Here is a 23,086-nt window from a genome sequence, read left to right on the forward strand (position 1 = left end):
CCTTCCGGGGGTGCCGTTACGAGCATGCCATGCGCGTTCTCACCGCAACATCACGTGGCAGGCGAGCTGCAGGGCCAGCCGGGTCGCCGCGTCGTCGAGATCGAAACCCGCCGACTTGATGCGATCCAGACGGGCGGTGATCGTGTTGCGGTGCACGCCCAGCCGCTCCGCCGCCCGCAACGCGCCGCCCTCGTCCAGGACCGCGCCCAGCGTCTCCAGCAGCGTGCCGTCCCTGTCGATCGCCAGCAGCGGGCGCAGCACCACCGCCGCCGGCGCCCGCAACGCGCCCGTCGGCAGCGCGCCCAGCAGCTCCGCCGGGCCGATCCGATCCGCCCGCTGCACCACGCCCGCGCCCGCCACGTACGCCGCCGCCTCCGCGCCCAGCAGCGACTCCGCCATCACGTCCAGGCCCTCCACCTGCGCGCCCACTCCGCCGGCGCACGACCAGGGCATGCTCAGCAACGCCTGGCGGACGCGTTCCGCCAGGTCGGACGGGCTGAGCGCCGACCACCCCGCCCAGCCGTCGCCTCTCGTCATGACGGGGACGTTGCCCAGGGTCGCGGTGATGAGGGTGGCGGCCAACTGGGCGTCGCCCGGCTCGGTCAGGGGGCGGATGCGGTAGGCCGTCAGCAGGCCTCTGACCGGCCAGCCGAGCGCGACCGCGGCTGCCCTTACGCCGCCGTCCGCCGCCGACCCGGGCCCGGCGCTTTCTGTGGGCGCGGTGCTTTGTGCGGGCCAGGCGTTTTGCGCTGGTTGGGCGCCTCGCGTTGGCCCGGTGTCGGGCGCGCGGTCCCGCGCGGGCACTGTCTTCGACGCGGGCCCGGCGTCCGGGGCGGGCTCGGCGTCGGACGCGGGCTCGGCGTCCGAGGCGGGCTCGGCGTCCGAGGCGGGCTCGGCGTCCGAGGCGGGCTCCGGCTCTGTCAGGACGCGTTCGGCGAGGGACGCCTGCCAGGCGAAGGCGCGGGAGGCACGCAGGCGTTCCCGTGCCGCCCACGCCGTCAGCGGCGCCACCGCCAGGCCCAGCACGGTCCGCACCACCGCCGGCCATCCGGGCGAGCGCGACGAACCGGCGGCCACCAGCGTCCCCAGCACCCCGCCCTCCTGATCGGGCACCACCACCTCGGCCGACCACCGCCCCCGACCGGCGGACGCGTCCCCCACCGCACCACGCTGCCCCCGACCGGCGGACGCGTCGCTAGTCGCGCCGCGCTGCCCCCGACCGGCGGACGCCTCACCCGCCGGGCCGCGCTGTCCCCGAGCAGCGGACGGGTCGGCGAGGGCGTCGCGGCGGCCCGCCAGCGTCAGGCCGTACCGGTCGAGGAAGGCCACCGACGTGCCGGGCAGCTCGGCGTTCAGCACCCCGAGCACCCGGCGCGCCGACGCGCCCGCATCGGCCAGCCTGGTCGCGCAGCGGGCCACGAGCTGGGTGCGCGCCGCGTCAGGACGGGAGGCGGCCGACGCCACCCGCACCGCCACCACCAGCGGATCCTCGTCCACGAAGATCAACGTCACGCCGAGCCGCTCCGCCAGCACCTCCCCCGACCCCTCGCTCAGCCCGCCCGCCGGCGCGATCACGCACGCCGCCGCCTGCTCCCAGGCCCGACGCATGGCCATCTCCACCGCCCAGCCCCCGCTGGCCGCCGTCCCGATCAGCACCACCGCCGTGTGCGGGGCGACCGTGGCGAACACCGCGGGCTCGTCCACGATCCGCACCCCGCGCACGGGGTTCTCGCCCGCGCCGTACATCCGCGCCCCCGCCAGCGGCCCCCCGCTGACCAGCTCCGCCACCGTGACCGGCGCCTCCCACCCCGGCTCCCGCACCCCGCTCACAGCGTGATCCCGAAGGCACGTGGCCCGCCCAGCGCCAGCCCGCGCTCCGTGTGCCACACCGGTGCGGCCTTGACCACCATGATGTCCACCTCCAGGCCGGGCTCGGCCTTGTCCACGTCCACCACCATCCCGTCGCCGGTCGAGATCATGCAGATCTGGTCCGGCACCGTGGCCACCACCGCCCCATCGGCCAGAGCCAGCACGATCTCGTTGTGCGCCTCCAGCCGCACCAGCCGCCGCAACCCCTCCGACTCCCGCACCACGATGCTCGACGGCAGCGACGGCAACGCCAGCTCACCCCCGTGCCCCGTGCTCCCCTCCACCGCCTGGATCCGCCCCCGGCACAACGTCCGCACCCCGTACGGCGCCGCCGCGGACCGGGGCGCCCCCGGCTCGCCCGCCCGCATGAGCAGGCTCACCGTCCCCGGCACCAGCACCCGCGCCAGATCACGCGCCGCCATCGGATAACACGCCGCCACCGCCCACCCGCCGACCGACAGCACCACCGGACGCAGCAGCTCCTCCACCCGATCGGCCGCCGTCTCCAGCAGCACCAGCTCTCCCGACCCGCCCGCCAGCGCCAGCGGCGCCGCGCTCATCCCGCCCAGCGTGTACGTGGTCTGCTCCACCAGCGGGAACACCCGCCCCGTGCCGTCACCGTCCACCATCGGCAACCCCAGCCCGGCAGCGGCGATCAGCGGGATCAGCGCGTTCTCCGCCGCCAGGTTCAGCGCCGCCACCGCCCCGGCCCGCTCCCCCAGCCTGCGTTCCAGCGCCCGCACGGCCCGTTCGGGCTCGTCCCCGGCGGGCAACTGCTCGCCCAGCGCCGTCGTGGAGCCCACCAGGCTGACCACCAGGCACAGCGTCTCCGGCGCCAGCTCACCGGCCCCCACCAGCTCCACACCCCGGCCGACCACCGACGCCGCCCAGTCGTAGGCGAGGTTGTACGACGACTGCGCCGCCCCCGTCGCGAACAGCCGCGACCCCGCCGAGAAGCGGCCCAGCCCGTCCAGGTCGATCAGCCGGCCCACGGCCGCCCGCCCGCCGTCACCCGCACCCGGTAGAGGCCGTCAGGCAGGTACGACAGCGGGTTCACCGTGACCTCGTCGATCCCCGCCGACCCCGGCGCCGCGCCCGCGCTGACCACCCGGGTGAGCGCCTCGTCCCTGGCGTCCCGCAGCACCCGGTCCAGCTCAGCCCGGCCTCTGGCCTGCACGATCCGCTCCACGTGCGCCTCCGGCCGCCCGAGTGCCGCCCCGTACGCGGTCGCCACCCCATCGGGCACCTCCACCTCCTCGGGCACCCCAGCCCCGCCGAACGCGCCCCCTCCAGAGGCGATGCCGCCACTCCGAGCCGCGCCCTCGCCCCGAGCCGGAGCCGCGCCGCCGACCGGCCCTCGCACCGCGCCGGCGCTCTCGGCGAGCGCCGCCCGCCCCCGTGCCAGGCTGGCCACCGCCCCCAGGTCGCACGTCAGCGGAAACCGCCGAAAGTAATGCGCCGACACCAGCCCACCCCCCGACCTGGCGAAGTACGCGGGCACCCCCGGCAACTCACGCGCCACGTCATCCGCGATCCGCCCCGCCTCCGGCCCGAGCGCCGCGTTGCGGATGGCGTCCGCCTCCCGCTCCCGAAGCCCCGGATACCCGAACTCGTACGACAAGGTGATGCGCGCCTCAGGAACCTCGGCCGCCACGATCGCCGCCACCGCCAGCTCATGATCGGCCAGCATCGGCGAGCCGGTCGCCGTCACCGCGAAGTCGGCCAGCCCGCACGTGGCCGCGAACCGCCGCACCGCCTCGGTGTCCAGCGGCGCCAGCGGACGCCCCGTCACGCTGTGCCCGCCCCGCACGATCGTGGCCACCCCCGTCCCCACGACGGGCCGCAACGCCTCCGGGCAAGGGCCGCCCACGCGGATCGCCGCCACCGGAGCCGTCGGCGCCCCGCCCAGGTCCACCGCCACGCAGACGCGCGACGCCGTCCGGGCCACGCCGCGGGCGACCGGCCAGGTGAGGCCGCCGTCATCGACGGCCACCACCGAGAGCGCGGCCTCCCCCAGGGCGACGCCGAGGATCACTCCAGCTCGCGCCCTTCCGTCTCGGGCAACGGCACGGCCAGCAGCGCGGTCGCCACCATGAACGCGTTGATGATCAGCATCGTGGCGGTGAAGCCGGTGGCGTTCGCGAGCAGCGCGCCCACCGCCGACGGCGCCACGGTGGTCGCGACGAGCTGCGCCGCCGTGGCCCACGAGTAGCCGGTGCCGCGCAGCGCGGTCGGGTAGAACTCGCCGTTCCAGGTGTTCCAGACGCCCCACGCGCCCATGCTGAAGAACGACAGCACGAAGTTGCCCGCGTACAGGCCGAAGGACGAGCCGGCGGTGGCGAACCAGAGGCCGCCCAGCGCCGCCGCGACCACGTACAGGAGGAAGACCCGCTTGCGGCCGAACCGGCCGGTCAGCAGCGACGCGCTCACGTACCCGGGGATCATCATCAGCGCGCTCAGCGCCGCGAACCCGAGCGACGCCGACAGCGTCAGCCCTCGTTCCTGCAGCAGCGTGGGCAGCCACGTCTGCAGCCCCCAGTAACCCCAGTTGAAGACGAAGTTCAGCGCCAGCATCACCAGCGTGATCCGCGCCAGGCCGCCCTTGAACAGGTCCAGCGGGCGTCCCACCCGCTCGCTCGCCACCGTGAACGTCGCCTCGGCGTCCGGGCTGCCCAGCGAGCGCAGCACCGCCCGCGCCTCCTCCTGCCTGCCCCGCGCGGCCAGCCAGTACGGCGACTCCGGCACCCACGCCCTGATCGCGAACGCCCACACCCCCGCCACCGCGCTGGCGACCACCACCACGTGCCAGCCGAGATCGCCCAGCACCGTCGAGGCGCCGATCGCGGCCAGCATGCCGATCGGCCACCCGATCGACAGGTACACGGCCGCCGGGCCGCGATGCCGGGTCGGCAGCAGCTCCAGGAAGAGCGGGAACGTGATCGTGTAGACGCCGGCCAGCGCCAGCCCCGAGGCCACCCGCAGCGCCACCAGCACCTCCGCGTTCTGGGCGAACGCCGAGGCCAGCGCGATCACCCCGTACGCCAGCAGCGACCAGAACGCCGTCGGCCGCCGCCCGATCCTGTCGGCGACCGGCCCCCACACCAGCACCCCGGGGATCATGCCGAACGCGACCGCCGACAGCACGAGCCCGATGCCCGCCTCGTCGATGCCCAGCTTCGCGCCGAGGTCGCCGGAGACGTACACGAGGGCGAGCTGTTCCCACGACTCGATGACGAACGCGACGAACAGCGCGAGCGCGATGAGCACGTGCCTGCGCGTGAACGGCATGCGGTCGAACGCCGCGCCGATCGGCAGGGCCGGTGAGTCGATGGCGGTCATGGTGCTCCTACGGAGGGGGGCGGAATCTGGCCGCACCCTACGGCGAGCCCGCGCGGCGGGGCCTGTGCGAACCGCCCTGACCAGGGCCTGCGACCTGTGCGCGGCGCACTGGCACACCGCGGGCAAGCCCGGTGCGGGCCGCTCGGCGAAGGGCGGCCCGCCGGTTCCGGGCTGCCGGGGTAATAACGGGCCCGGGGGTGTGCCGGGCCACAGCTTCACCGCCGGACGCCTTTACTTGGCGGATTCCGTCCCGAGCCACCGCCGCAGCATGCTGGTGGCCAGCTCCATGGCCGTCTTGTTGGCGTTCGTGTCACGCAGCAGGTCGACCATGGCGAAGTCGTGCACCATCCCGGCCAGCCGCACCGCCGTCACGTCGTTGCCCGTCTGGCGCAGCCGTGCCGCGAACGCCTCGCCCTCGTCGCGCAGTACGTCCGCCTCGCCGTTCAGCACGAGCGCGGGCGGCAGGCCGCGCAGGTCCTCGTCCTTGGCGCGCAGCGGCGAGGCGTGCGGCTCGGCCCGCTGGGCGGGGTCGGTCGTGTACTGGTCCCAGAACCACTTCATGCCGTCGCGGTTGAGGTAGTAGCCGGTGGCGAACTGCTTGTACGACTCGGTGTCGAAGTTGGCGTCGGTGACCGGGTAGAACAGGGCCTGCCCGAGCAGCCGCACGTCGCCGCGCTCCTTGGCCATCATGGCCAGCACGATCGACATGTTGCCGCCGACCGAGTCGCCGCACACCGCCATCCTCGACGCGTCGAGGCCCTTCTCGTCGCCGTGCTGCATCACCCACTGGGCGGCGGCGTAGTTCTGCTCGATCTGGGTGGGGTACTTGGCCTCCGGGGCGCGGTCGTACTCGGGGAAGACCACGGCGGCCCCGCACCGTACGGCGAGCTCGCGGACGAGCCGGTCGTGCGTGTGCGCGGAGCCGAACACCCAGCCGGCGCCGTGGATGTAGAAGATCACCGGCAGTGTGCCGGTGGCGCCCTTGGGCTTGACGATGCGCACCGGGATGACGCCGGTCGGGCCGCCCTGGACCTGGATCCACTCCTCGTCGATCTCCGGCTTGGGCACGTTCGGGTCTGACTGGAGCTTCTCCAGGATCTCCCTGCCCTGCTCGGGCGGGAGCTGGTAGATGAAGGGCGGCTTGGCGTTGGCGTCCGCGAACTGCTGCGCCGCCGGCTCCAGCACGACAGTCTTGCTGGTCATCGTGGTCATACTGCTCTTGTGCCTTGCGGCCGCTCGAACCGACCACCGTGACGCGTCAAATGTCGGCCAAAGTCACTCGCGTCTGAGCTCGTGCGCCAGCTCCTCCAGCTCCGCCCCGCCCGCCATGAGCGCGGTCAGCTCCTGCGCGGTGATGTCGTCCTTGCCGTACTCGCCCATGCTGGCGCCCCTGTTGAGCAGCAGGAACCGGTCGCCCACCGGGTAGGCGTGGTGCGGGTTGTGGGTGATGAAGACGACGCCGAGCCCCCGGTCGCGGGCGCGCGCGATGTAGCGCAGCACGACGCCCGCCTGCTTGACGCCGAGCGCCGAGGTGGGCTCGTCGAGGATGAGGACGCGCGCGCCGAAGTGCACGGCTCTGGCGATGGCCACCGACTGCCGCTCGCCGCCGGACAGCGTGCCGACCGGCTGGTCCACGTCGCGGATGTCGATGCCCATGGCGCGCAGCTCCTCGCGGGCCACCCGCCTGGCCTTGGCCACGTCGAACGCCGGCCCCTTGCGGGGCTCGGAGCCGAGGAAGAAGTTCCGCCAGACCGACATGAGCGGGATCATCGCCAGGTCCTGGTAGACGGTGGCGATGCCGCGGTCGAGCGCCTCGCGCGGGCTGCCGAAGCTGACCTCCTGCCCGTCCACGAGGTACGCGCCCGCGTCGTGCCGGTGCACCCCCGAAAGGATCTTGATGAGGGTGGACTTGCCCGCGCCGTTGTCGCCGAGCACGCACATCACCTGCCCGGCCGCCACGCCCATCGACACGTCACGCAACGCCAGCACAGAGCCGAACGTCTTGCCGATCCCCCTGGTCTCCAGGATCGTCTGCGGGATCAATGCCGCACCTCCTCGGCGTACCGCCGCACCAGGCGGTTGGCCAGCGTCGCGAGCAGCAGCATGCCGCCCAGGAAGAACTTGAACCAGTCGGCGTCCCAGCCCAGGAACACGATGCCCTTGTCGGCCATGCCGAAGATCACCGCGCCGATGGCCGCGCCGATGGCGGAGCCGTACCCGCCGGTGAGCAGGCAGCCGCCGATGACGGCGGCGATGATGTAGATGAACTCCTGGCCGATGCCGATGTTGGCCTGCACCGAGGTGTAGCGCAGCGCCAGGATCGAGCCGACCAGCCAGGCCGCGACCGCGGTGGTCATGAACAGCGCGATCTTCGTACGGGCGGCGGGCACTCCCACCGCGCGGGCCGCGTGCTCGTTGCCGCCCACCGCGAAGATCCAGTTCCCGGCCCTGGACCGCATGAGCACCCACGTGGCCACCGCGGTCACCAGGATCCACCACAGGATCGCCACCCGGAACGACGTGCCGCCGATCTCGATCGTGCCCGCGAAGATCGCGTTCGCCGACTCGAACCCGTCCGCCCGCCGCAGCCCGCTGACCTGCACCGTCCCGGTGATGGCCTTGGTCACGCCGAGGTTGATCCCCTGCAGCATGAGGAACGTGCCCAGCGTCACGATGAAGCTGGGCAGCCTGGTCCTGGTGACGACGAGCCCGTTGGCGAACCCGATGGCCAGCGCCACGACGAGGCCCACGAGCATCGCCAGCCACACGTTGAAGCCGAACCTGGTGGCCAGCGTGACGAGGATCAGGCCGCTCGTCCCCGTCAGCACGCCCGCCGACAGGTCGAACTCGCCGCCGATCATGAGCAGCGCGACCGCGACCGCCATGATGCCGAGCGTGGCGGCGGGGTCGAGCCAGTTGGCGATGCCGTCCGGGGAGCGGAACACCGGCGACTGCGCGGCGAAGAACACGAACACCGCCACGAGCCCGACCACCGCGCCGAGCTCGGGCCGGATGAGCAGGCGGCGGGCCAGCCCGACGTGGGCGACCCGCTCGTCGGCCGCCGCCTGAGCCGGCACCGTCATCGAGTGCCCGCCTCCGCCAGCTTGGCCACCTGGGCGGCGTTGTCCTTGGTCACGAACCCGGGCCCGGTGTTGACCGCCAGGCCGCCGCCGACCGTGTTCAGGTTCGTGTTGTAGAGCCTGAGGAACGTGATCGGCAGGTAGCCCTGGAGGTACTGCTGCTGGTCCACCGCGAACAGGATCTCCCCGTCGTTGATCGCCGTCACCACGTCGGCCGACAGGTCGAAGGTGGCCAGCTTCGCCTGCGAGCCCGCGTCCTTGATGGCGTCCCTGGCGGCGATCGCGATGGCCGGGTTGAGCGACAGCACGCCGTTGACCTGCTGGTCGGACTGGAGCTTGGCGGTGACCTTGGAGGTGACGTCGGCCAGGTTGCTCACGTCCACCTGCAGCCGCTCGACGGTGCCGCCCAGCGTCTGCTCGGCGCCCTTGCAGCGCTGGTCGAGCCCGACGTTGCCGGCCTCGTGGATGACGCACAGCAGCTTGGTCACGCCGGCCGCCTTGAGCTGCTCGCCCGCGCCGCGCCCCGCCACGTCCTCCGACTGGCCGACGTGGGTGATCGCGCCGAACTCCTTCGAGGACTCCGCTCCGGAGTTGATCGTCACGACGGGGATCTTCGCGGCGACGGCCTTGCCGATGGCCTCCTTCAGCGCGTCGGGGTTGGCCATCGACACCACGATGCCGTCCACCTTCTCGGAGACGGCCTGGTCGATGAGCTGCGACTGCTTGGCCGGGTCGCCGTCGCCCTGGTAGGTGACCTTCACCCCGTACTGCTTGCCCGCGGCCTCGGCGCCGTTCTTGACCACGTCCCAGAAGGAGTCGCCGGGGGCGCCGTGGGTGATGACGGAGAAGCCGGCGCCGCTCGCCTGGGGGGCCGCGGAGGATGCGGGCGGGGCGGCACTCTGTTGTCCTCCCGCCCCGGATGAGGAGCAGCCGGTGACGGCAAGCGCGCCCAGCAGGGCCAGCACGATCGGGGTACGTCTCACAGGACACCTCCAAGACCAACGGGCTCGCCCTGGTTCTACCTCAATGTCATCTGTTTGTATAGACATGCTGACTTATGCGCGGTACGTTCACCCCGCGTTCACGGTCTACGCCCTGTCCGGCGCCAGCTCCAGCACATCCCCGCCGCCTTCCCCCTCCCTGACGGCACCACCGGCTCGGGCAACTGCGGTCCGGCGGGTTCCACTACATTGGATCTTCGCACCATTCGTGCCGTTGCCGCCTGCCGAGGAGCGCCCTCCAGATGAACTGGCTCTACGTCGCGGGGATCATCCTCTTCCTCCTGGGGTTGATGTTCTCCATCGCGCTGCACGAGCTCGGCCACCTGATCCCGGCCAAGATCTTCGGGGTCAGGGTGACCCAGTACATGGTGGGCTTCGGCTCCACGGCGTGGTCGCGGCGCAAGGGCGAGACCGAGTACGGCGTCAAGTGGATCCCGTTCGGCGGCTATATCCGCATGATCGGCATGCTGCCGCCGCGCCCAGGCGACGAGCCGGGCAAGCTGAGGAGCACGGCGACGGGCCCATGGCAGGGCCTGATCGAGTCGGCCCGCGACGCCGCCCAGGAGGAGGTGCGGCCGGGCGACGAGAGCCGCGTCTTCTACCGCAAGAAGTGGTGGCAGAAGGTCATCATCATGTCCGGCGGCCCGGCGATGAACTTCGTGCTGGCGTTCGTCTTCTTCACGATCTTGCTGGTCGGCATCGGCCTGCCCGCCGAGGTCCCGATCGTCTCGCCCACGACCGAGACGTGCGTCATCCCCAGCTCCGAGCGGCGTGCCAGGTGCGAGCCCGGCGACCGGCCCACCCCGGCCGCGCAGGCGGGCCTCAAGCCGGGCGACCGCCTGGTGTCCTTCGACGGCGCCGCGATCCGTTCCTGGGACGACGCCAAGCGCCTGATCCGCTCCCACGGCGCCGGCCCGGCCCGGCTCGGCATCGTCCGTGACGGCGAGCCGATGACGCTCGGGGTCACGCTCATCGCCCAGGACCGGCCGAACCTCGACGACCCCGGGAAGATCGACGAGAACGCCGGCTTCCTCGGCGTGCGGCCCACCGAGGTGATACAGCGGCAGAGCGTCGGCGAGGTGGCCGGCTACATGGGCGGGCTGACGGCCAGGGCGGCGGGCTCGATCGTCAACCTGCCGGAGAAGATGGTCGGCGTCTGGCACGCCGCCTTCTCCGGCGAGGAGCGCGACCCCGAGGGGCCGGTGGGCATGGTCGGGGCGGGCCGCCTGGGCGGCGAGATCCTGACCTCCGACCTGTCCGCCACGGAGAAGCTCGCCACCTTCGTCAACCTGCTGGCCGGCTTCAACCTGGCGATCGGCCTGTTCAACCTGATCCCGCTGCTGCCGCTGGACGGCGGGCACATCGCGGGAGGCCTCTGGGAGGGGCTCAAGGGGGCCTATGCCAGGATCATGCGGCGGCCGACGCCCAAGCCCGTCGACATCGCCAAGGTGCTGCCGCTGACGTACGCGGCAGCGCTCGCGATGATGGTCATGGCAGGCCTGCTGGTGTACGCCGACCTGGTCAACCCGCTCACGCTGACGAACTGACGGACCGGTTCGCTTGAAGGAGGGCCAGGATCACCGTCTCGACCTGCGATCGGCTCACCCGTGTCAGGCGAGCGTGACGCCGTACACCGCCTTGATGACCTTGATGGGGATGTCCAGGTTCTTCGGCTCGATGTTGGCGTGGATGACGACGCTCCGACGGCCGTCGTCGGTGCTCAGCGCGAGGGTGAAGGACCCGGGGAGGGTGCCGCTGACGCCGCGCACGGTCTGGCCGGCCATCGCCGCGCTGTCGAACTCGATCACACCGAGGCCGTAACGGGCGTGCGGCAGCCAGGCGACGTCGCCGCTGGTGACCATGGTCCACATCTCGTGGTGCTGAGCCGGGGGCAGCAGGCCGCCGGTCGCGATCGCCCGGAGGAAGCGGGTCAGGTCCCCGGTGGTGGAGACGACGCCGCCGGCCGCCCAGCCCCACGAGGTGTTGAGTGCGGTCACGTCGACGGGCGGCTTGTCGTGGTCGATCATCGACGCCCAGTTCTCCGCGGTGAGCATCGCCGGGTCGACGCCGTCCTTGAGTGCGCCGGCGACGTAGGTGGTGGGATGCGGCTGGAGATAGCCGGTGGCGTCGGCGGGCCGCACGTAGGTGGAGGTCAGGCCGAGCGGACGGATGACCGTGCGTTCGACCTCGGCGGCGTAGGAGTTGCCTGTCACCTGCTCGATGATCGCGCCGGTCAGGTAGTAGCCGCCGTTGGAGTAGACGAACTGCCCGCCCGGCTCGCCGACCGGCGGCTGGGAGACCGCGAGGCCGACCAGCTCGGAGGTGGTCCAGACGCGGGCCGGCTGGGTGGCGATGCTGTTCTGCAGCTCCGGGGCGAGGCCGGTGAGGAACAGGCCGCTGGTGTGGTTGAGCAGCTGCCGGACGGTGATCTTGCCGCCGTCGTAGCCGCCCGTCTCCATGACGCCGGGCAGCCACGCGCTCACCGGGTCGTCGAGGCTCAGCCTGCCTTCGGCCTCCAGGGCCAGGACGGTGGCGGCGGTGAACGCCTTGCCGGAGCTGCCGATGTGCAGGTACTCGCCGGGCTGACGCCGGTGCCCGGCGGACAGGTCGGCCACTCCCGCGGTGCCGAACCAGGTTCGCCCGTCGTCGTGGACTTCTGCGACGATGCCGGGAATGCCGTCGCCGGTCACGGCCTCGTCCAGGATCTGCTGCACTTCTTCGTGCATGTGTGCCTACCTTTCTGTGCGGGGTCAGCGTCCTCTGCGCGCGTAGGCGCGCAGCGACAGCGGGACGAACACGATCAGGAGCGCGGCCGACCAGAGCAGGACGGTGGCGGCTGGATGCGCGAGCGGCCAGACCACGTCTCCGGACGGGGCGCCCGGGTTGCCGAACAGTTGCCGGGTGGCGGCGGTGAGCGCGCTGATCGGGTTCCAGTCGGCGATGAACCGCAGCCAGGCGGGCATGCCTCCGGTCGGGACGAACGCGTTGGACAACATCGTGATCGGCAGGAACAGCGGCACGAGCTGGGCGGCGCTCTGCTCGTCCTTCACCGCCAGGCCCAGGTAGACGCCCACCCAGCTCAGCGCGTACCGCATGAGCATGATCAGCCCGAACGCCCCGGCGGTGGCGAGCGGGCCGTGGCGCGGCTGCCAGCCCACCAGCAGTCCGGTGCCCACCATGGCGGCCAGCAGCGGCACGCCGACCAGGAAGTCGGCGCCGCTGTGCCCGAACGGCACCGCCAGCCGCGCCATCGGCATGGAGCGGAAGCGGTCCATGACGCCGCGGGAGGCGTCGGCCGCCATCCGCCCCATGACGCCCTGCACGGCGGTGAAGGTGACCATCGCGAACAGGCCGGGCATGAGGTACTCGCGGTAGTCGCCGCCGTCCGGCACCTGGATGGCGCTGCCGAAGACGTACCCGAACAGCACCACCATCACGGCCGGGAAGGCCAGCGCGGCGATGATCTGCCCGGGTTCCTGCCGTAGTCGGCCGAGCTCGCGGCCGACCAGGGTCAGCCCGTCGGTGAACGTCCAGCGCAGGCGGCTCAGCGGCGAGGTGAGGGCGGTCATCGCGCGGTCTCCTCGCGATCGGTGAGGCGGTCGGTGGGGCGGTCGGTCTGGCGGTCGGTGAGGCGGTCGGTGAGGCGCAGGAACACCTCGTCGAGGGTGGGGCGGCGCAGGCTCACGTCGGCGACGGCGACACCGGCGCGGTCGAGCTCGCGCACGATGCCGGCGAGCCGGAGACGGCCGCCGGGCAGGGCGACGCTGAGCCGGTCGGCGTCCGTCGCCGCAGGATCGGTGCCGGTGAGGGCGTGCAGGACGGTCATCGCGGCGGGCAGTGCGGCGGGGTCTTCGACGGTGACGTCGAGGCGGTCGCCGATCGTGGCCTTCAGCTCGTCGGGCGTGCCGGTGGCGACGACCTGCCCGTGGTCGACGACGGCGATGTCGTCGGCCAGCCGGTCGGCCTCGTCCAGGTACTGCGTGGTGAGCAGCACCGTGGTGCCGTCGGCCACCAGCTCTCGGATGCTGTCCCAGATCTCGCCGCGGCTGCGCGGGTCGAGGCCGGTGGTCGGCTCGTCCAGGAAGAGCACCTCGGGACGCTGGATGAGGCAGGTGATCAGGTCGAGCCGGCGCCGCATGCCGCCGGAGTAGCCGAGGACCGGCCGGTCGGCGGCGTCCATCAGGCTGAAGCGTTCGAGCAGGTCGTCGGCCCGCCGGTGCGCCTGACGCCGCGGCAGGTGGTGGAGCCGGCCGAACATGCGCAGGTTGGCGCGGCCGGTGAGCTTCTCGTCCACGGCGGCGTACTGGCCCGCGAGCCCGATGCTCGCCCGCACCCGGTCCGCCTCGCGGACGACGTCGTGTCCGGCGATGCGGGCATGCCCGGCATCGGGGACGGACAAGGTGGCCAGGATGCGCACCGCGGTCGTCTTCCCCGCGCCGTTGGGCCCCAGCACGCCGCAGACCGCTCCTCGCGGGACGCTCAGATCGAGGCCCCGCAGCGCATGGGTGCCGCCGAAGGACTTGTGCAGCCCCTCGGCGACCACGATCGGATCAGACATGAGGCTCCTTAGTGAGTACGTTGTACGCTGTTTCGGCTCACGCTAGACCACTGGGTACTATGTACGCAACATGGGAGGTGGCCCGGTGACCGACGCCGAGTACGTGAACATCTGGATGCGTCCGGAACGCCCGGCCCGCGGCCCGAAACCCACCTACAGCCGCGCCCAGATCACCGACGCGGCGATCCGGATCGCCGACGCCGAAGGGCTCGAAGCCGCCACCATGCGCCGCATCGCCGCCGAGATCGGCGCCGGCGCGATGTCGCTCTACCGCTACATCCCGGGCCGCGACGACCTCGTCGAGCTCATCGCCGACCGGCTGCAGGGCGAGATCGACGTCACCGGCCTGCCCTCCGGCGACTGGCGCGCCGACCTGACGCACTACGCCCGCGAACTGCGAGCCATGTGGCTGCGCCACCCCTGGATCGCCACCGTGCACCGGGCCCTGCCCAGCTACGGCCCCAACCAGATGCTGCTGATCGAACGCGTGATGGGCGCCCTGGACGAGCACGTCTCCATCGACGAGAACCTCCGGCTCATGGCCCTGCTGAACAGCTACGTCGAGAGCGCCGTCCGCGAGGAGATCAGCTCGGCCGAGGAGGTCCGCCGCAGCGGGCTCAGCGAGTCGCAGTGGATGGCCCGCAGCTACCCGCGTATCCGGCAGCTCGTGGACAGCGGCGACTACCCGATCTTCACGAAGATCGTGCAGCAGGCGCGCCAGCCGCGCCTGAGCCGCGACGAGCAGTTCCGGCACGGGCTGGAGCGCGTCCTCGACTGCATCGCCGCAGCCCTCCCCCCTGTCTCTGCGCCTTGACAGGACACCACGGCCTGCTAGGGACTCTCGGGCCTCATGGCCGCTGTGGTGTCGCGGGCAGCACCTTGACCATCGCCGTCTCGCAGTTGACGCAGGTCGCGTGGGCCCAGGGCGGCATGCTGCGCAGCCCTCGATGACGCCAGGACACGGTGTCCCCGCCATGGCCGTCGTCGAAGTGGCGGGCTTCGTACTCGTCGTGCCAGATGTGGGAGCAGTGCTGGCAGATGAACGTCCAGATTTCCGAGAACACGTCGGTTTCGCGCATGGCGAAGCACCTTCCGGGAGCTTGACGCGGATGGCTGGCGGTCGAGGAAAAGACCGCAGGCCTATACGCGCCAGATGCTCAGCCGGACCAGGCGTGATGTGTGCCGGGCCTCTTGCGCCGGGGCCTCTCCGACCACGCTGGGCGTCGCCCCGACGATGCGGGCGGGCGATCCGGCGACGAGGACTGCCGGTGGTGGCCCTCCCGTGGCTCGCGGTCGCTTCGCGGGCGAGCGTGTCGGGCAGCGCAGGCCGGGCTCGCCGGTGCTGGGCTCCTCGCCGAGATGGACGGACGAGGCCGCCGGAGCCGATTCGGCCGCGAGAGCATGGGCTCCAGGCGACCACAACGCCAGGCCCAGCCAGAACGCGGCGAGCATGACCAGCCATCGCACCAAGCCTTGGCGGTACGTGGTCATGACATCACCCTGAGTAACAGAATGCGGGCTGGCGCTATCGCCTCATACTTCGTATCCGCAGGTCAGCTCAGTTAAACGGCCCGCGGGCCCCGCCGTGGACTTGCGAGGCGGTCAGCAGCTGCAGTCGCAGCCGCAGCCGTCGCAGCCGCAGCCGCCGTCGTCGCCTGAGCAGCAGTTGCAGCAGTTGGTGCAGTTGCCGCAGCCGTCGTAGCCGGAGCAGTCGAAGCGCTCGCAGCAGGAGCCTTCGCGTTCCTCGTCCCAGGGGGGACGGTACAGGCCGCAGGTGCAGCAGCTCATGAGGCCGCACGCCAGTGACAGCAGGCCGCCTGGGTCTCGCTTCGGCGGCTTGCGTCCCGGCGGCGCGCCTGGGTCGCCGGGTGGGTGGCCAGGGCCGGGAGCATGGCCGGGGCCGTGCGTTCCAGTGGCGAAGGCTCTTGAGATGGCGTTGCCGGTTTCCCGGACCAGCAGGGCGCGCGTCAGGGCGGCGCGGGGCAGGTCCAGCTCGTCCACGGCGGCGCGCAGCCCGGCGTGCGCGGCGTCGCAGTGGCGGCGCGCCTCGTCCAGGCCGGTGCCGGTGGCCGCCAGGGGGTTGTACGCGCCGGACGCCCGATCGTCGGCCAGGTCCTCCACCGCGTCGATCAGGTGCGCCAGCCGCCCGAAGCTGCGCCCGGCCGCCTCCAGGGGCTCCCGGTTGTGCGGCTTGCCCGCCAGCACCCCCGTGTGCGCGAACGCGGCGGCCACGGCGTCCTCGGTGGGCCCCGTCAGCTCGCGCAGGCCGGTGGGCGCCGCACGTTCCAGCAGCGCCTGGCGGCCGGCCGCCGCCGTCAGCGGGGTGGGGTCGAAGCCGAGCGTCCCGGCCATGGCGGTGCCCGCCGAGGACCAGCGGCCCGCCAGGCGGGTGGCGCCGGCGGCGACCGGGCGGCGGGCGTAGGCGCCGTCACCGTCCGACACGTGGTCCTTGACCTTGCCCGCCGCCAGGAGCAGCGACACCGAGGCCGCCAGCCGCACCCCCTCAGACTGCACCACGTCGGCGCTCTTGAAGCCGCGCAGCGCGCACGGGCCCGCCCGGCGGCGCGAGACGGGCGTGGGCGACTGGGCGTCGGTGAGGACGGACACGAGCAGGCCGTCGTAGTTGGTGACGAGACGGGACAGATGGCCGTGCTCGTCGCGGAGCGCCAGGCAGAGCCCGCACAGGTGACCCATCCAGTCCGCGTAGAGCCCTTTGCACAGGACGTGCTGACACGGGCGGACAATGCCGAACATTCGTCCCCTTGATCGCCTATTTGGGAGCCAACCGTAGCACTGCTCTTGGACCGGTCCTGGCGGTACGGGGTTACACGGGCTGGTACAAATGCGGCATGAACTACCCCCCGCAGCCGCCGGTCCGGCGCGTCCACGGCCGTAAGTACCGCGTGTGGACGCACGTGCTGCTGTGGACGCCGATCGCGCTCACGGTGACCGGCGTCGTCCTCGGCCTGGGGCTGTTCGCGGCCGCCGACGCCGACCCGGCGTACCGATCGTCGGCGCTCGGCTACATCGGCCTGTTCGTGTGGGGGGCTCTCGCGGTCCTGTCGCCGTTCCTGCTCGGCTCGTTCGTCGCCGGGCTGGTCATGTGGATCCGCGCGCGCCGCTGACGCGCCGGGCCCCGCCATCCGGGACGTCCCGCACGGACTCGGACTACCTGTAGAAGGGGCGCCTCAGCTCAGGATCGCCCCCCTGAGCCGCTCGGTGGAGGTGGTGACCGCGGCCGCCACCTCGCGGGGGTCTGCGGGGTGCGGGGCCGTGGCGAACACGGCGGCCAGCCCTTCGACCGCCGCGGCGGCGCGCGGCGTCCAGGTGTGCTGCCAGTCGGTGACGGCCTTGAGGTTGTCCGGACGGGCGGCGAGCGCGTAGCGGGCCAGGGCGGTGCTCCAGGCCTGGCTGCGGGCGGTGTCGGCGCCGGAGTCCTTCAGCAGCCGCGCGGTCAGGCCGTCGCCGTGGGCGTCGGCCAGGTCAGCGAAGGACTCCTTGAACAGCGCGTCGAAGGCGGGCTTGACGACGAGGTTGAGCGCTACGAACGCCTCGCCCCAGTCGTAGGCGAGCAGCAGCAGCTCCAGGGCCTCGCGGGTCGGCTGCCACGCGGGGTCGTCCTCCCAGACGGCGCGCGTGGCGGCGCTGTCGGCGAGCCTGGGCCCGTGGGTGAAGGACAGCGACTTGGCCCGGTAGGCGATCCACTGCAGGGCGCGCAGCTCGTCGGCGCCCTGGAACAGGGCCGCGTTGGTGATGGCCGCGCCGGGGCCGAGCTGGGCGACGTACATGCTGGTGATCTGCAGGACGTGCAGGGCGAAGCGGGCCGGCAGGTACGCGCGGCCGAGCACCGCGACCCAGGCGGGGTCGAGCCGCGCGTCGTGGTCGTCGGCCTCGAAGCTGTCCACGACGCCTTCGGCGTAGATCTCGCGGTCGTTCTGGAGCGCGACGTAGCGGCGGTAGTTGAGCCGGCCGGGGTCGCGGAAGCCCTCCCAGTCGGGCGCCTGCAGCAGGGAGCCCTCCCGGTGGCGCAGGTACCACTGGTTGATCGCGCTGCGCGGGTCGAGGTCGAAGGGAGCGGGCCGGCGGCCGAAGTGGTAGTGGAAGCCCCGGGTGACGATGTCGTACTCGTCGGGCTTGCGGCGCTCGCCGTCGAAGAGGCTCCAGGTGCGCCGTCGGCGGGGGTCGCCTGCCGTTGCCATGGTCAGTCCTCCCTGGTCAGGTACCAGATGAGCTCGTCGTCGCCCTCGTAGCGCATCCGGCCGGCGAAGCTCGCCATGGCCGGTTCGAGGCCGGACAGCGGGAAGGCGCGGCCGGTGGCCTGCTCCAGGCTGGCGCGGGTGACCCGCAGCCGGTGCTGCGCGTGGATGCGGACGTAGCCGCCGTGGTCCTCCACCAGCAGCTCCTTGCCGGGGTTGTCGTGCTCGATCGCGGTCAGCAGCGCGTCCACCACGTCCGGGTCGAAGCCCCGCACCACCGGCCCCACCAGCCGCCTCTGGTCCTCTGCCACGAGCGGGCTCCTCACTGGTCGCGCGGTCACCCGCGGCAACGGTTGTGGTGACGCAGGCCGTCGGCCGGCACCGCGACGTCGATCCGCTCCCCCCGCACCCGCACCGGGAAGGCGTACAGCCGGCAGGTGTCGGGGTTGAGCCCCCGGCCCGTGCCGAGGTCGAACTCCCAGCCGTGGGCCGCGCAGGTGAGCACCCTGCCGTCGAGGTCGCCGTCGGCCAGCGGGAACTCCGAGTGGGGGCAGAGCGCCTGGTAGGCGCGCAGCTCGCCGCCCGGCAGGTGCGCCAGCAGCACGGCGTCGCCGCCCACCTCGACCTCGGCGAGGTCGCCCTCCCACAGCTCGTCCAGCGTGGCGGCGGGCAGCCAGCGCGGGTCAGCGCTCATCGTAGAACGCTTCCACGTAGTCCATCGGGCTCACGCCCGCCTCGCCGACTCGCTGGCCGGCGGGCAGGACCCGGCCCTCGTGACGGACGCGGACGGGGCCTGGGGCGGCCGCCACCCGGCGACCGGCGACGTGGACGGCGATCTTCTGGCCGACGACCTCGGCGGTGTCGTGGTCGTCCACCAGGACGAGCAGCACCGCGATGTCGCCATGGAAGCTCGCGGACAGCGGCAGCGGCGCCATGGGTCCTCCTCGTGCGGTTATGGGCGGGCCCAGTCGTAGTCGGTGGCGTCGCGGCCCTGCTCGGCCTCCGACAGCCCCATGTAGCGCAGCACGCCGCCCAGGTCGGGCGGGGTGATGTCGCCGGTGAGCAGGCGGTCGACGAGCGACTTGTGCCCGGCGAACCGCTCCGGCCGGGACGTGAAGATCCACTTGCACGGTTCCGAGCAGAACTGGTAGATCCGGCCCTCGTACGTGTGCCGCAGCGGCGCGGGCGAGTCGAGGGCGCCGGCCGTGACGCCGGCGGGCCGGACGATGGGGATCTGGCAGAGGTTGCACATGAGCGGCAGCGTCTCGGGGAAGGTCGCCGCGACGTCTCCCTTGCGCAGGTTGTCCTGGATGACGTCCCAGTTCTTGCCGAAGGTGTCGTTCCACCCCGGGTACTTCTCCTCCAGCCACGCGCGCTCGGCGGCCGACGCCCCGGCGTCCGGGTTCCACCACACGGTGGGCCGGTAGGTCCACACGCCGAGCTGGATGGCGTGGTGGTACCAGGACAGCTCGCGGACGAACTCCTCCCAGTACCAGGGGCGGTCCAGGCCGAAATCGTGGAACTGCTCCGCGAACTGTTTGATCACCCAGTCCTCGATGAATTCCTTGAACGACATCCGGCGGCTTTCCAGCGGCGTGTAGTAGTCCATCGACAGGCCGGTGAGCACGGCGAAGGCCCGCCATGACCGCCAGAACATATGGTCGATCAGGAATTGGCCCCATTTCTTGTGCCCGTTCTCCAGCAATATCTTGATGGTCGGCTCGCCCTGCTGCGAATGGCGGGCCTCATCGGTCTGGATGCTGGAGATGAGCGCGCCGAACTCCAGGTCGCCCACGTCCATCGCGTCGGCCGCCATGCCGAGGAACTGCAGGTTCGTGAAACCCGTCTCGAAGGTGAAAGTGAGCTGCAGCGCCATGGAGACCGCGTCGTTGGCCAGGAACATGTCGTCGAACAGGTGCCGTACGGCGAGCACCACCCAGTTGTCGGTGTGGAACGCCTTGAGCGCCCAGTCGGCGCGTGGCTCCTTGTCCAGCAGACCGTAGGGGAAGAACGCCTGGATCTGGCCGTGCCGCATCTCGTCGAGCGCGCCGAAGGTCGCGGTGTTGCGCCAGGCGGCGGCCCGGCCGAACCGGGCCATGCGCGCCTCCCCGATCGAGGCCAGGAATTCGGGCATGGTGATGGCGCCGTAATGGGCGAGAATAACGGATTTCCAGCCGGGGTCGAGCTGGTCGAACAGCTTCGAGCGGCCGACGGCGTTCTTGAGTGAGTAAGTCGTGGTGTCCTTGGTCACCTGGTTGTGCACGTATTCCCGATAACTGATCTTGTAGGGCTCGTCCCATCGTTCCCAGCCGTCGCTGGGGATGCGGTGGGAGCCGGACAACTCCTCGGGGAATGCGGCTTCCTCGGTGACGTAGCGGAAGGTCCAATTGGTGTCGCGCGACAGGTCGTACCAGTCGCTGCGCGAGAGTTTCGGCATGATGGCCTCCCGGACCTGGCGCTCGTCCCATCTGTTCATAAATGCAATCCGGATAAATGTAAACAGTCGGCGGCCCCTTGCCGGAGCCGCCGGGACCACCGGCTCGGGTTGCCGTAAGCGTACGAACGATCGTATGTTTTGTTCATGACGACCCTGTCCGCGGAGGAGTCCGACCCCTTCTGCCTTCCGGTCCAGAGCACGCGGTGGCTGACCGGCGCGCCCTGGCGCCGCTTCGCCACGATGGGCGACAGCCTGGCGGCCGGAACGCACGGCCCGAGCCCCGGCTACGCGAACATGGGCTGGTGCGACCGGCTCGCCGGCCTCCTGCGCCGCGTGCACCCCGATCTGGCCTACCTCAACACCGCCGTCATCGGCGCGACGACGGCGGACACGCTGGCCGGGCAGCTCGGCCCGGTCCTGGGCTTCGGCCCCGACCTGCTGCACGTCTCCTGCGGCGCGAACGACCTGTGGCGGCGCGACCCCGACCTCCCCGCGACCGGGCGGGCCTTGCGGCGGCTCTTCGGCCGCGCCGCCGCGACCGGCGCGACGCTGACGACCTTCACCCTGGGCAGGGCGTTCGTCGTCCCCCGCTTCCCCGACTGGCACGACCGGGTGCGCGCGCTCAACGACGTCATCCGGGCGCTGGCCGCCGAGCACGGCGCGGTGCTGGCCGACATGTGGGACCACCCCGTCAACGACCGGCCGGGGCTGGTGAGCGCCGACGGGGTGCACTTCTCCGCGGCGGGCCAGGCCGTGCTGGCCGCCGAGCTGGTCAAGGGCCTGGCGCTACGCATCTGAACGCGGGCCCGGTCAGCGGACCAGCCGGAAGAAGGTCCGCAGCTCCTCGACGAACAGGCCGGGCTGCTCGAACGCGGCGAAGTGACCACCCTTGTCCGGCTCGTTCCAGTGCAGGATGTTGGTGAAGCGCTTCTCGGCCCAGCGCCGCGACGGCCGGGGGTTCTCCCCAGGGAAGATCGAGCACCCGGCCGGGACGGTCACCACGTCCGTCGTCCCGTCGGTGAAGAGCCGCTGGACGGCCTTGAAGCTCTCCCAGTAGAGCCGGGCGGCGGACGCGCCGGCGCCGGGCAGCCAGTAGAACATGAGGTTGTCGAGCAGCTCGTCGCGGGTGAGGGCGCTCCCAGGGCCGGTCCAGGAACGGAACTTCTCGATGATCCACGCGCACAGCAGCGCCGGTGAGTCGACGAGCCCGTAGCCGATGGTCTGCGGCCGGGTGGACTGCTCCAGCGAGTACCCGTCCCCGTCCTCCCTGCCGCGTTCCAGATCGGCGATGGCGGCCCGTTCGGCGGCGGTGAGGTCGCCGGACGTGGCCGGGTCAGGGGCCACGAGCGGCGGGACGAGGTGGATGCCCGCCACGTGGGCGGGGTCCCGCTGCCCGATGAGGGTGCTGACGGTGGTGCCCCAGTCGGAGCCCTGCGCGCCGTAGCGGTCGTAGCCGAGGCGGGCCATCAGCCGGATCCAGGCGTCGGCGATCCGTTCGACGCCCCAGCCGGGACGGTCCGGCTTGTCGCTGAAGCCGTAGCCGGGCAGGGACGGGCAGACGACGTGGAAGGCGTCCCGGGCGTCGCCGCCGTGGGCCGCGGGGTCGGTGAGCGGTCCGATCACCTTGAGGAACTCCACGATCGAGCCCGGCCATCCGTGGGTCAGCACGAGCGGCAGCGCGTCCTCGTGCGGCGAGCGGACGTGCAGGAAGTGGATGCCGAGACCGTCGATGGTGGTTTTGAACTGCGGGAACGCGTTCAGCCGCCGCTCGGTGGCCCGCCAGTCGTACTCCTCGGCCCAGTACCGGCACAGCTCGCGCAGGTAGTCCAAGGGGACGCCCTGCGACCAGTCGCCGGCCGTCTCCCGCTCGGGCCACCGGGTGCGCCGCAGCCGCTCGCGCAGGTCGGCCAGCGCCGTCTCGGGAATGTCCAGGCGGAACGGGGTCACGTGGCCGCTCCCGGCTGCCGCAACAGGTGTGCCAGGCGGTCGAGGCCGGGCAGGGACAGCAGGTCGCCGTGCAGGCCGCGCAGCGCCGCCGTCGGCATGCCCGCCGCGCGGCCCGCGGCCAGCCCCGGCTCCGAGTCCTCCACGACCAGGCAGGCGGACGGGGCGACGCCGAGGCGGCGCGCGGCCTCCAGGTAGCCCTCGGGGTCGGGTTTGCCCGCCCGCACGTCGTCGATCGTCAGCAGGAGGGGCGGGTCGATCCCCGCCGCGTGCAGCCGCGCCTTGGCCAGCCGCCCGTCGGCGCTGGTGACCACGGCCCACGGCAGTCCGAGCCGGTTCAGCGTGGTGAGCAGGTGGTGCGCGCCGGGCGTCGCGGTGACGTCCGCGAGGTCCTCGTACTGCAGGGCGTGCTGGTGGCGAGCCGCCGCCGCGACCGCCTCGTCGTCCAGGTCGGGGAACAGGCGTCTGATCGTACGGGCGGCCGGGACGCCGTGGGCGATGGCGAGCACCGCTCCGGCATCGACGCCGTACTCCTTCGCCCAGGTCGTCCAGGCGCGCTCGATCGAGGCGTCGGAGTCGACGAGAGTGCCGTCCATGTCCAGCAGGACCGCTTCGATCGCGTCGAGATCCGTTCGTCGTGGCCGCACGATGTCCCCCTTCGA

25 protein-coding genes are annotated in these 23,086 nt (G+C 72.1%); 4 read left to right on the top strand and 21 right to left on the bottom strand.

Going from position 1 to position 23,086, the window contains the following annotated elements:
* Window positions 1-39: 39 nt before the first annotated feature.
* From ABD331_RS15075 to ABD331_RS15110, 8 genes are all read right to left on the bottom strand, one after another.
* Complete coding sequence (locus ABD331_RS15075; protein WP_344474904.1) at window positions 40-1,830, bottom strand: helix-turn-helix domain-containing protein; 1,791 nt, start codon at window positions 1,828-1,830, stop codon at window positions 40-42.
* Window positions 1,827-2,861: a DUF917 domain-containing protein gene (locus ABD331_RS15080; protein WP_344474906.1), complete on the bottom strand. Its 1,035-nt coding sequence runs from the start codon at window positions 2,859-2,861 to the stop codon at window positions 1,827-1,829. The genes ABD331_RS15075 and ABD331_RS15080 overlap by 4 nt, the downstream gene beginning before the upstream one ends.
* Window positions 2,849-3,904: a hypothetical protein gene (locus ABD331_RS15085; protein ID WP_344474908.1), complete on the bottom strand. Its 1,056-nt coding sequence runs from the start codon at window positions 3,902-3,904 to the stop codon at window positions 2,849-2,851. Before ABD331_RS15085 ends, ABD331_RS15080 begins: the two co-directional genes overlap by 13 nt.
* Window positions 3,901-5,208, bottom strand: coding sequence for an MFS transporter (locus ABD331_RS15090; protein WP_344474910.1), 1,308 nt, complete (start codon window positions 5,206-5,208; stop codon window positions 3,901-3,903). Before ABD331_RS15090 ends, ABD331_RS15085 begins: the two co-directional genes overlap by 4 nt.
* 231 nt (window positions 5,209-5,439) lie before the next feature.
* Window positions 5,440-6,411: an alpha/beta hydrolase gene (locus ABD331_RS15095; protein WP_344474912.1), complete on the bottom strand. Its 972-nt coding sequence runs from the start codon at window positions 6,409-6,411 to the stop codon at window positions 5,440-5,442.
* 72 nt (window positions 6,412-6,483) lie between these two features.
* The gene (locus ABD331_RS15100) at window positions 6,484-7,251 is read right to left on the bottom strand and encodes an ATP-binding cassette domain-containing protein (RefSeq protein ID WP_344474914.1); all 768 of its coding nucleotides are present in this window, start codon (window positions 7,249-7,251) and stop codon (window positions 6,484-6,486) included.
* Window positions 7,248-8,291, bottom strand: a complete 1,044-nt coding sequence (locus ABD331_RS15105) for an ABC transporter permease (RefSeq protein WP_344474916.1) — start codon at window positions 8,289-8,291, stop codon at window positions 7,248-7,250. Before ABD331_RS15105 ends, ABD331_RS15100 begins: the two co-directional genes overlap by 4 nt.
* Window positions 8,288-9,271 (bottom strand): sugar ABC transporter substrate-binding protein, encoded by a 984-nt coding sequence (locus ABD331_RS15110; protein ID WP_344474918.1) that lies wholly within the window; start codon window positions 9,269-9,271, stop codon window positions 8,288-8,290. The genes ABD331_RS15105 and ABD331_RS15110 overlap by 4 nt, the downstream gene beginning before the upstream one ends.
* 260 nt (window positions 9,272-9,531) lie before the next feature.
* Between ABD331_RS15110 and ABD331_RS15115 the strand changes: the two genes are divergently transcribed.
* Window positions 9,532-10,836 carry a M50 family metallopeptidase gene (locus ABD331_RS15115; protein ID WP_344474920.1) on the top strand — a complete coding sequence of 435 codons (1,305 nt, stop codon included), beginning with the start codon at window positions 9,532-9,534 and terminating at the stop codon, window positions 10,834-10,836.
* Between the two features lie 63 nt (window positions 10,837-10,899).
* On the opposite strand, the gene ABD331_RS15120 is transcribed toward ABD331_RS15115, so the two are convergent.
* From ABD331_RS15120 to ABD331_RS15130, 3 genes are read right to left on the bottom strand one after another with little or no spacing between them, the layout of a single operon-like run.
* Window positions 10,900-12,015, bottom strand: a complete 1,116-nt coding sequence (locus tag ABD331_RS15120) for a serine hydrolase domain-containing protein (protein ID WP_344474922.1) — start codon at window positions 12,013-12,015, stop codon at window positions 10,900-10,902.
* A 24-nt stretch (window positions 12,016-12,039) separates the two neighbouring features.
* Window positions 12,040-12,858: an ABC transporter permease gene (locus ABD331_RS15125; protein WP_344474924.1), complete on the bottom strand. Its 819-nt coding sequence runs from the start codon at window positions 12,856-12,858 to the stop codon at window positions 12,040-12,042.
* Window positions 12,855-13,847, bottom strand: coding sequence for an ATP-binding cassette domain-containing protein (locus ABD331_RS15130; RefSeq protein ID WP_344474926.1), 993 nt, complete (start codon window positions 13,845-13,847; stop codon window positions 12,855-12,857). Before ABD331_RS15130 ends, ABD331_RS15125 begins: the two co-directional genes overlap by 4 nt.
* Before the next feature lie 85 nt (window positions 13,848-13,932).
* Between ABD331_RS15130 and ABD331_RS15135 the strand changes: the two genes are divergently transcribed.
* Window positions 13,933-14,661 carry a TetR/AcrR family transcriptional regulator gene (locus ABD331_RS15135; protein WP_344474928.1) on the top strand — a complete coding sequence of 243 codons (729 nt, stop codon included), beginning with the start codon at window positions 13,933-13,935 and terminating at the stop codon, window positions 14,659-14,661.
* 34 nt (window positions 14,662-14,695) lie between these two features.
* On the opposite strand, the gene ABD331_RS15140 is transcribed toward ABD331_RS15135, so the two are convergent.
* The 3 genes from ABD331_RS15140 to ABD331_RS15150 all read right to left on the bottom strand — a co-directional run bounded on the left by ABD331_RS15140 (window position 14,696) and on the right by ABD331_RS15150 (window position 16,601).
* A complete protein-coding gene (locus tag ABD331_RS15140) occupies window positions 14,696-14,926 on the bottom strand; it encodes a hypothetical protein (RefSeq protein WP_344474930.1) in 231 nt (76 codons plus the stop codon).
* 61 nt (window positions 14,927-14,987) lie between these two features.
* Window positions 14,988-15,338, bottom strand: a complete 351-nt coding sequence (locus ABD331_RS15145; protein WP_344474932.1) for a hypothetical protein — start codon at window positions 15,336-15,338, stop codon at window positions 14,988-14,990.
* Window positions 15,339-15,449: 111 nt separating this feature from the next.
* The gene (locus ABD331_RS15150; protein ID WP_344474934.1) at window positions 15,450-16,601 is read right to left on the bottom strand and encodes a DUF5685 family protein; all 1,152 of its coding nucleotides are present in this window, start codon (window positions 16,599-16,601) and stop codon (window positions 15,450-15,452) included.
* A gap of 95 nt (window positions 16,602-16,696) precedes the next feature.
* Between ABD331_RS15150 and ABD331_RS15155 the strand changes: the two genes are divergently transcribed.
* On the top strand, window positions 16,697-16,972 hold the full coding sequence (locus ABD331_RS15155) for a hypothetical protein (protein WP_344474936.1): 276 nt from the start codon (window positions 16,697-16,699) through the stop codon (window positions 16,970-16,972).
* A 63-nt stretch (window positions 16,973-17,035) separates the two neighbouring features.
* On the opposite strand, the gene ABD331_RS15160 is transcribed toward ABD331_RS15155, so the two are convergent.
* Genes ABD331_RS15160 through ABD331_RS15180 form a run of 5 tightly spaced genes read right to left on the bottom strand, consistent with a single transcriptional unit; the run spans window position 17,036 to window position 20,480 of the window.
* Window positions 17,036-18,046 (bottom strand): ferritin family protein, encoded by a 1,011-nt coding sequence (locus ABD331_RS15160; RefSeq protein ID WP_344474938.1) that lies wholly within the window; start codon window positions 18,044-18,046, stop codon window positions 17,036-17,038.
* 2 nt (window positions 18,047-18,048) lie between these two features.
* Complete coding sequence (locus ABD331_RS15165) at window positions 18,049-18,354, bottom strand: MmoB/DmpM family protein (RefSeq protein ID WP_344474940.1); 306 nt, start codon at window positions 18,352-18,354, stop codon at window positions 18,049-18,051.
* Window positions 18,355-18,380: 26 nt separating this feature from the next.
* Entirely contained in the window at window positions 18,381-18,737 is a 357-nt protein-coding gene (locus tag ABD331_RS15170) for a monooxygenase system ferredoxin subunit (RefSeq protein WP_344474942.1), read from the bottom strand.
* Window positions 18,727-18,978, bottom strand: coding sequence for a toluene-4-monooxygenase system B family protein (locus ABD331_RS15175; RefSeq protein WP_344474944.1), 252 nt, complete (start codon window positions 18,976-18,978; stop codon window positions 18,727-18,729). The genes ABD331_RS15170 and ABD331_RS15175 overlap by 11 nt, the downstream gene beginning before the upstream one ends.
* Before the next feature lie 17 nt (window positions 18,979-18,995).
* Window positions 18,996-20,480, bottom strand: coding sequence for a YHS domain-containing protein (locus tag ABD331_RS15180; protein ID WP_344474946.1), 1,485 nt, complete (start codon window positions 20,478-20,480; stop codon window positions 18,996-18,998).
* A gap of 144 nt (window positions 20,481-20,624) precedes the next feature.
* On the opposite strand from ABD331_RS15180, the gene ABD331_RS15185 reads away from it, so the two are divergent.
* Window positions 20,625-21,278: an SGNH/GDSL hydrolase family protein gene (locus ABD331_RS15185; protein WP_344474947.1), complete on the top strand. Its 654-nt coding sequence runs from the start codon at window positions 20,625-20,627 to the stop codon at window positions 21,276-21,278.
* Between the two features lie 12 nt (window positions 21,279-21,290).
* Here the strand turns inward: ABD331_RS15185 and ABD331_RS15190 are convergent, their stop codons facing one another.
* On the bottom strand, window positions 21,291-22,427 hold the full coding sequence (locus ABD331_RS15190; RefSeq protein ID WP_344474949.1) for an epoxide hydrolase family protein: 1,137 nt from the start codon (window positions 22,425-22,427) through the stop codon (window positions 21,291-21,293).
* Entirely contained in the window at window positions 22,424-23,071 is a 648-nt protein-coding gene (locus tag ABD331_RS15195) for an HAD-IA family hydrolase (protein ID WP_344474951.1), read from the bottom strand. The genes ABD331_RS15190 and ABD331_RS15195 overlap by 4 nt, the downstream gene beginning before the upstream one ends.
* Window positions 23,072-23,086 lie beyond the last annotated feature (15 nt).

The sequence above is a fragment of the Nonomuraea monospora genome (assembly GCF_039531895.1).
Taxonomy (GTDB): domain Bacteria; phylum Actinomycetota; class Actinomycetes; order Streptosporangiales; family Streptosporangiaceae; genus Nonomuraea; species Nonomuraea monospora.

Coding starts and splice junctions, on each gene's coding strand:
- ABD331_RS15155 (WP_344474936.1), top strand. CDS start 16,697: ATGAACTACCCCCCGCAGCCGCCGGTCCGGCGCGTCCACGGCCGTAAG.
- ABD331_RS15145 (WP_344474932.1), bottom strand. CDS start 15,338: ATGACCACGTACCGCCAAGGCTTGGTGCGATGGCTGGTCATGCTCGCC.
- ABD331_RS15120 (WP_344474922.1), bottom strand. CDS start 12,015: ATGCACGAAGAAGTGCAGCAGATCCTGGACGAGGCCGTGACCGGCGAC.
- ABD331_RS15180 (WP_344474946.1), bottom strand. CDS start 20,480: ATGCCGAAACTCTCGCGCAGCGACTGGTACGACCTGTCGCGCGACACC.
- ABD331_RS15175 (WP_344474944.1), bottom strand. CDS start 18,978: ATGGCGCCGCTGCCGCTGTCCGCGAGCTTCCATGGCGACATCGCGGTG.
- ABD331_RS15150 (WP_344474934.1), bottom strand. CDS start 16,601: ATGTTCGGCATTGTCCGCCCGTGTCAGCACGTCCTGTGCAAAGGGCTC.
- ABD331_RS15170 (WP_344474942.1), bottom strand. CDS start 18,737: ATGAGCGCTGACCCGCGCTGGCTGCCCGCCGCCACGCTGGACGAGCTG.
- ABD331_RS15115 (WP_344474920.1), top strand. CDS start 9,532: ATGAACTGGCTCTACGTCGCGGGGATCATCCTCTTCCTCCTGGGGTTG.
- ABD331_RS15160 (WP_344474938.1), bottom strand. CDS start 18,046: ATGGCAACGGCAGGCGACCCCCGCCGACGGCGCACCTGGAGCCTCTTC.
- ABD331_RS15130 (WP_344474926.1), bottom strand. CDS start 13,847: ATGTCTGATCCGATCGTGGTCGCCGAGGGGCTGCACAAGTCCTTCGGC.
- ABD331_RS15185 (WP_344474947.1), top strand. CDS start 20,625: ATGACGACCCTGTCCGCGGAGGAGTCCGACCCCTTCTGCCTTCCGGTC.
- ABD331_RS15140 (WP_344474930.1), bottom strand. CDS start 14,926: ATGCGCGAAACCGACGTGTTCTCGGAAATCTGGACGTTCATCTGCCAG.
- ABD331_RS15125 (WP_344474924.1), bottom strand. CDS start 12,858: ATGACCGCCCTCACCTCGCCGCTGAGCCGCCTGCGCTGGACGTTCACC.
- ABD331_RS15105 (WP_344474916.1), bottom strand. CDS start 8,291: ATGACGGTGCCGGCTCAGGCGGCGGCCGACGAGCGGGTCGCCCACGTC.
- ABD331_RS15095 (WP_344474912.1), bottom strand. CDS start 6,411: ATGACCAGCAAGACTGTCGTGCTGGAGCCGGCGGCGCAGCAGTTCGCG.
- ABD331_RS15090 (WP_344474910.1), bottom strand. CDS start 5,208: ATGACCGCCATCGACTCACCGGCCCTGCCGATCGGCGCGGCGTTCGAC.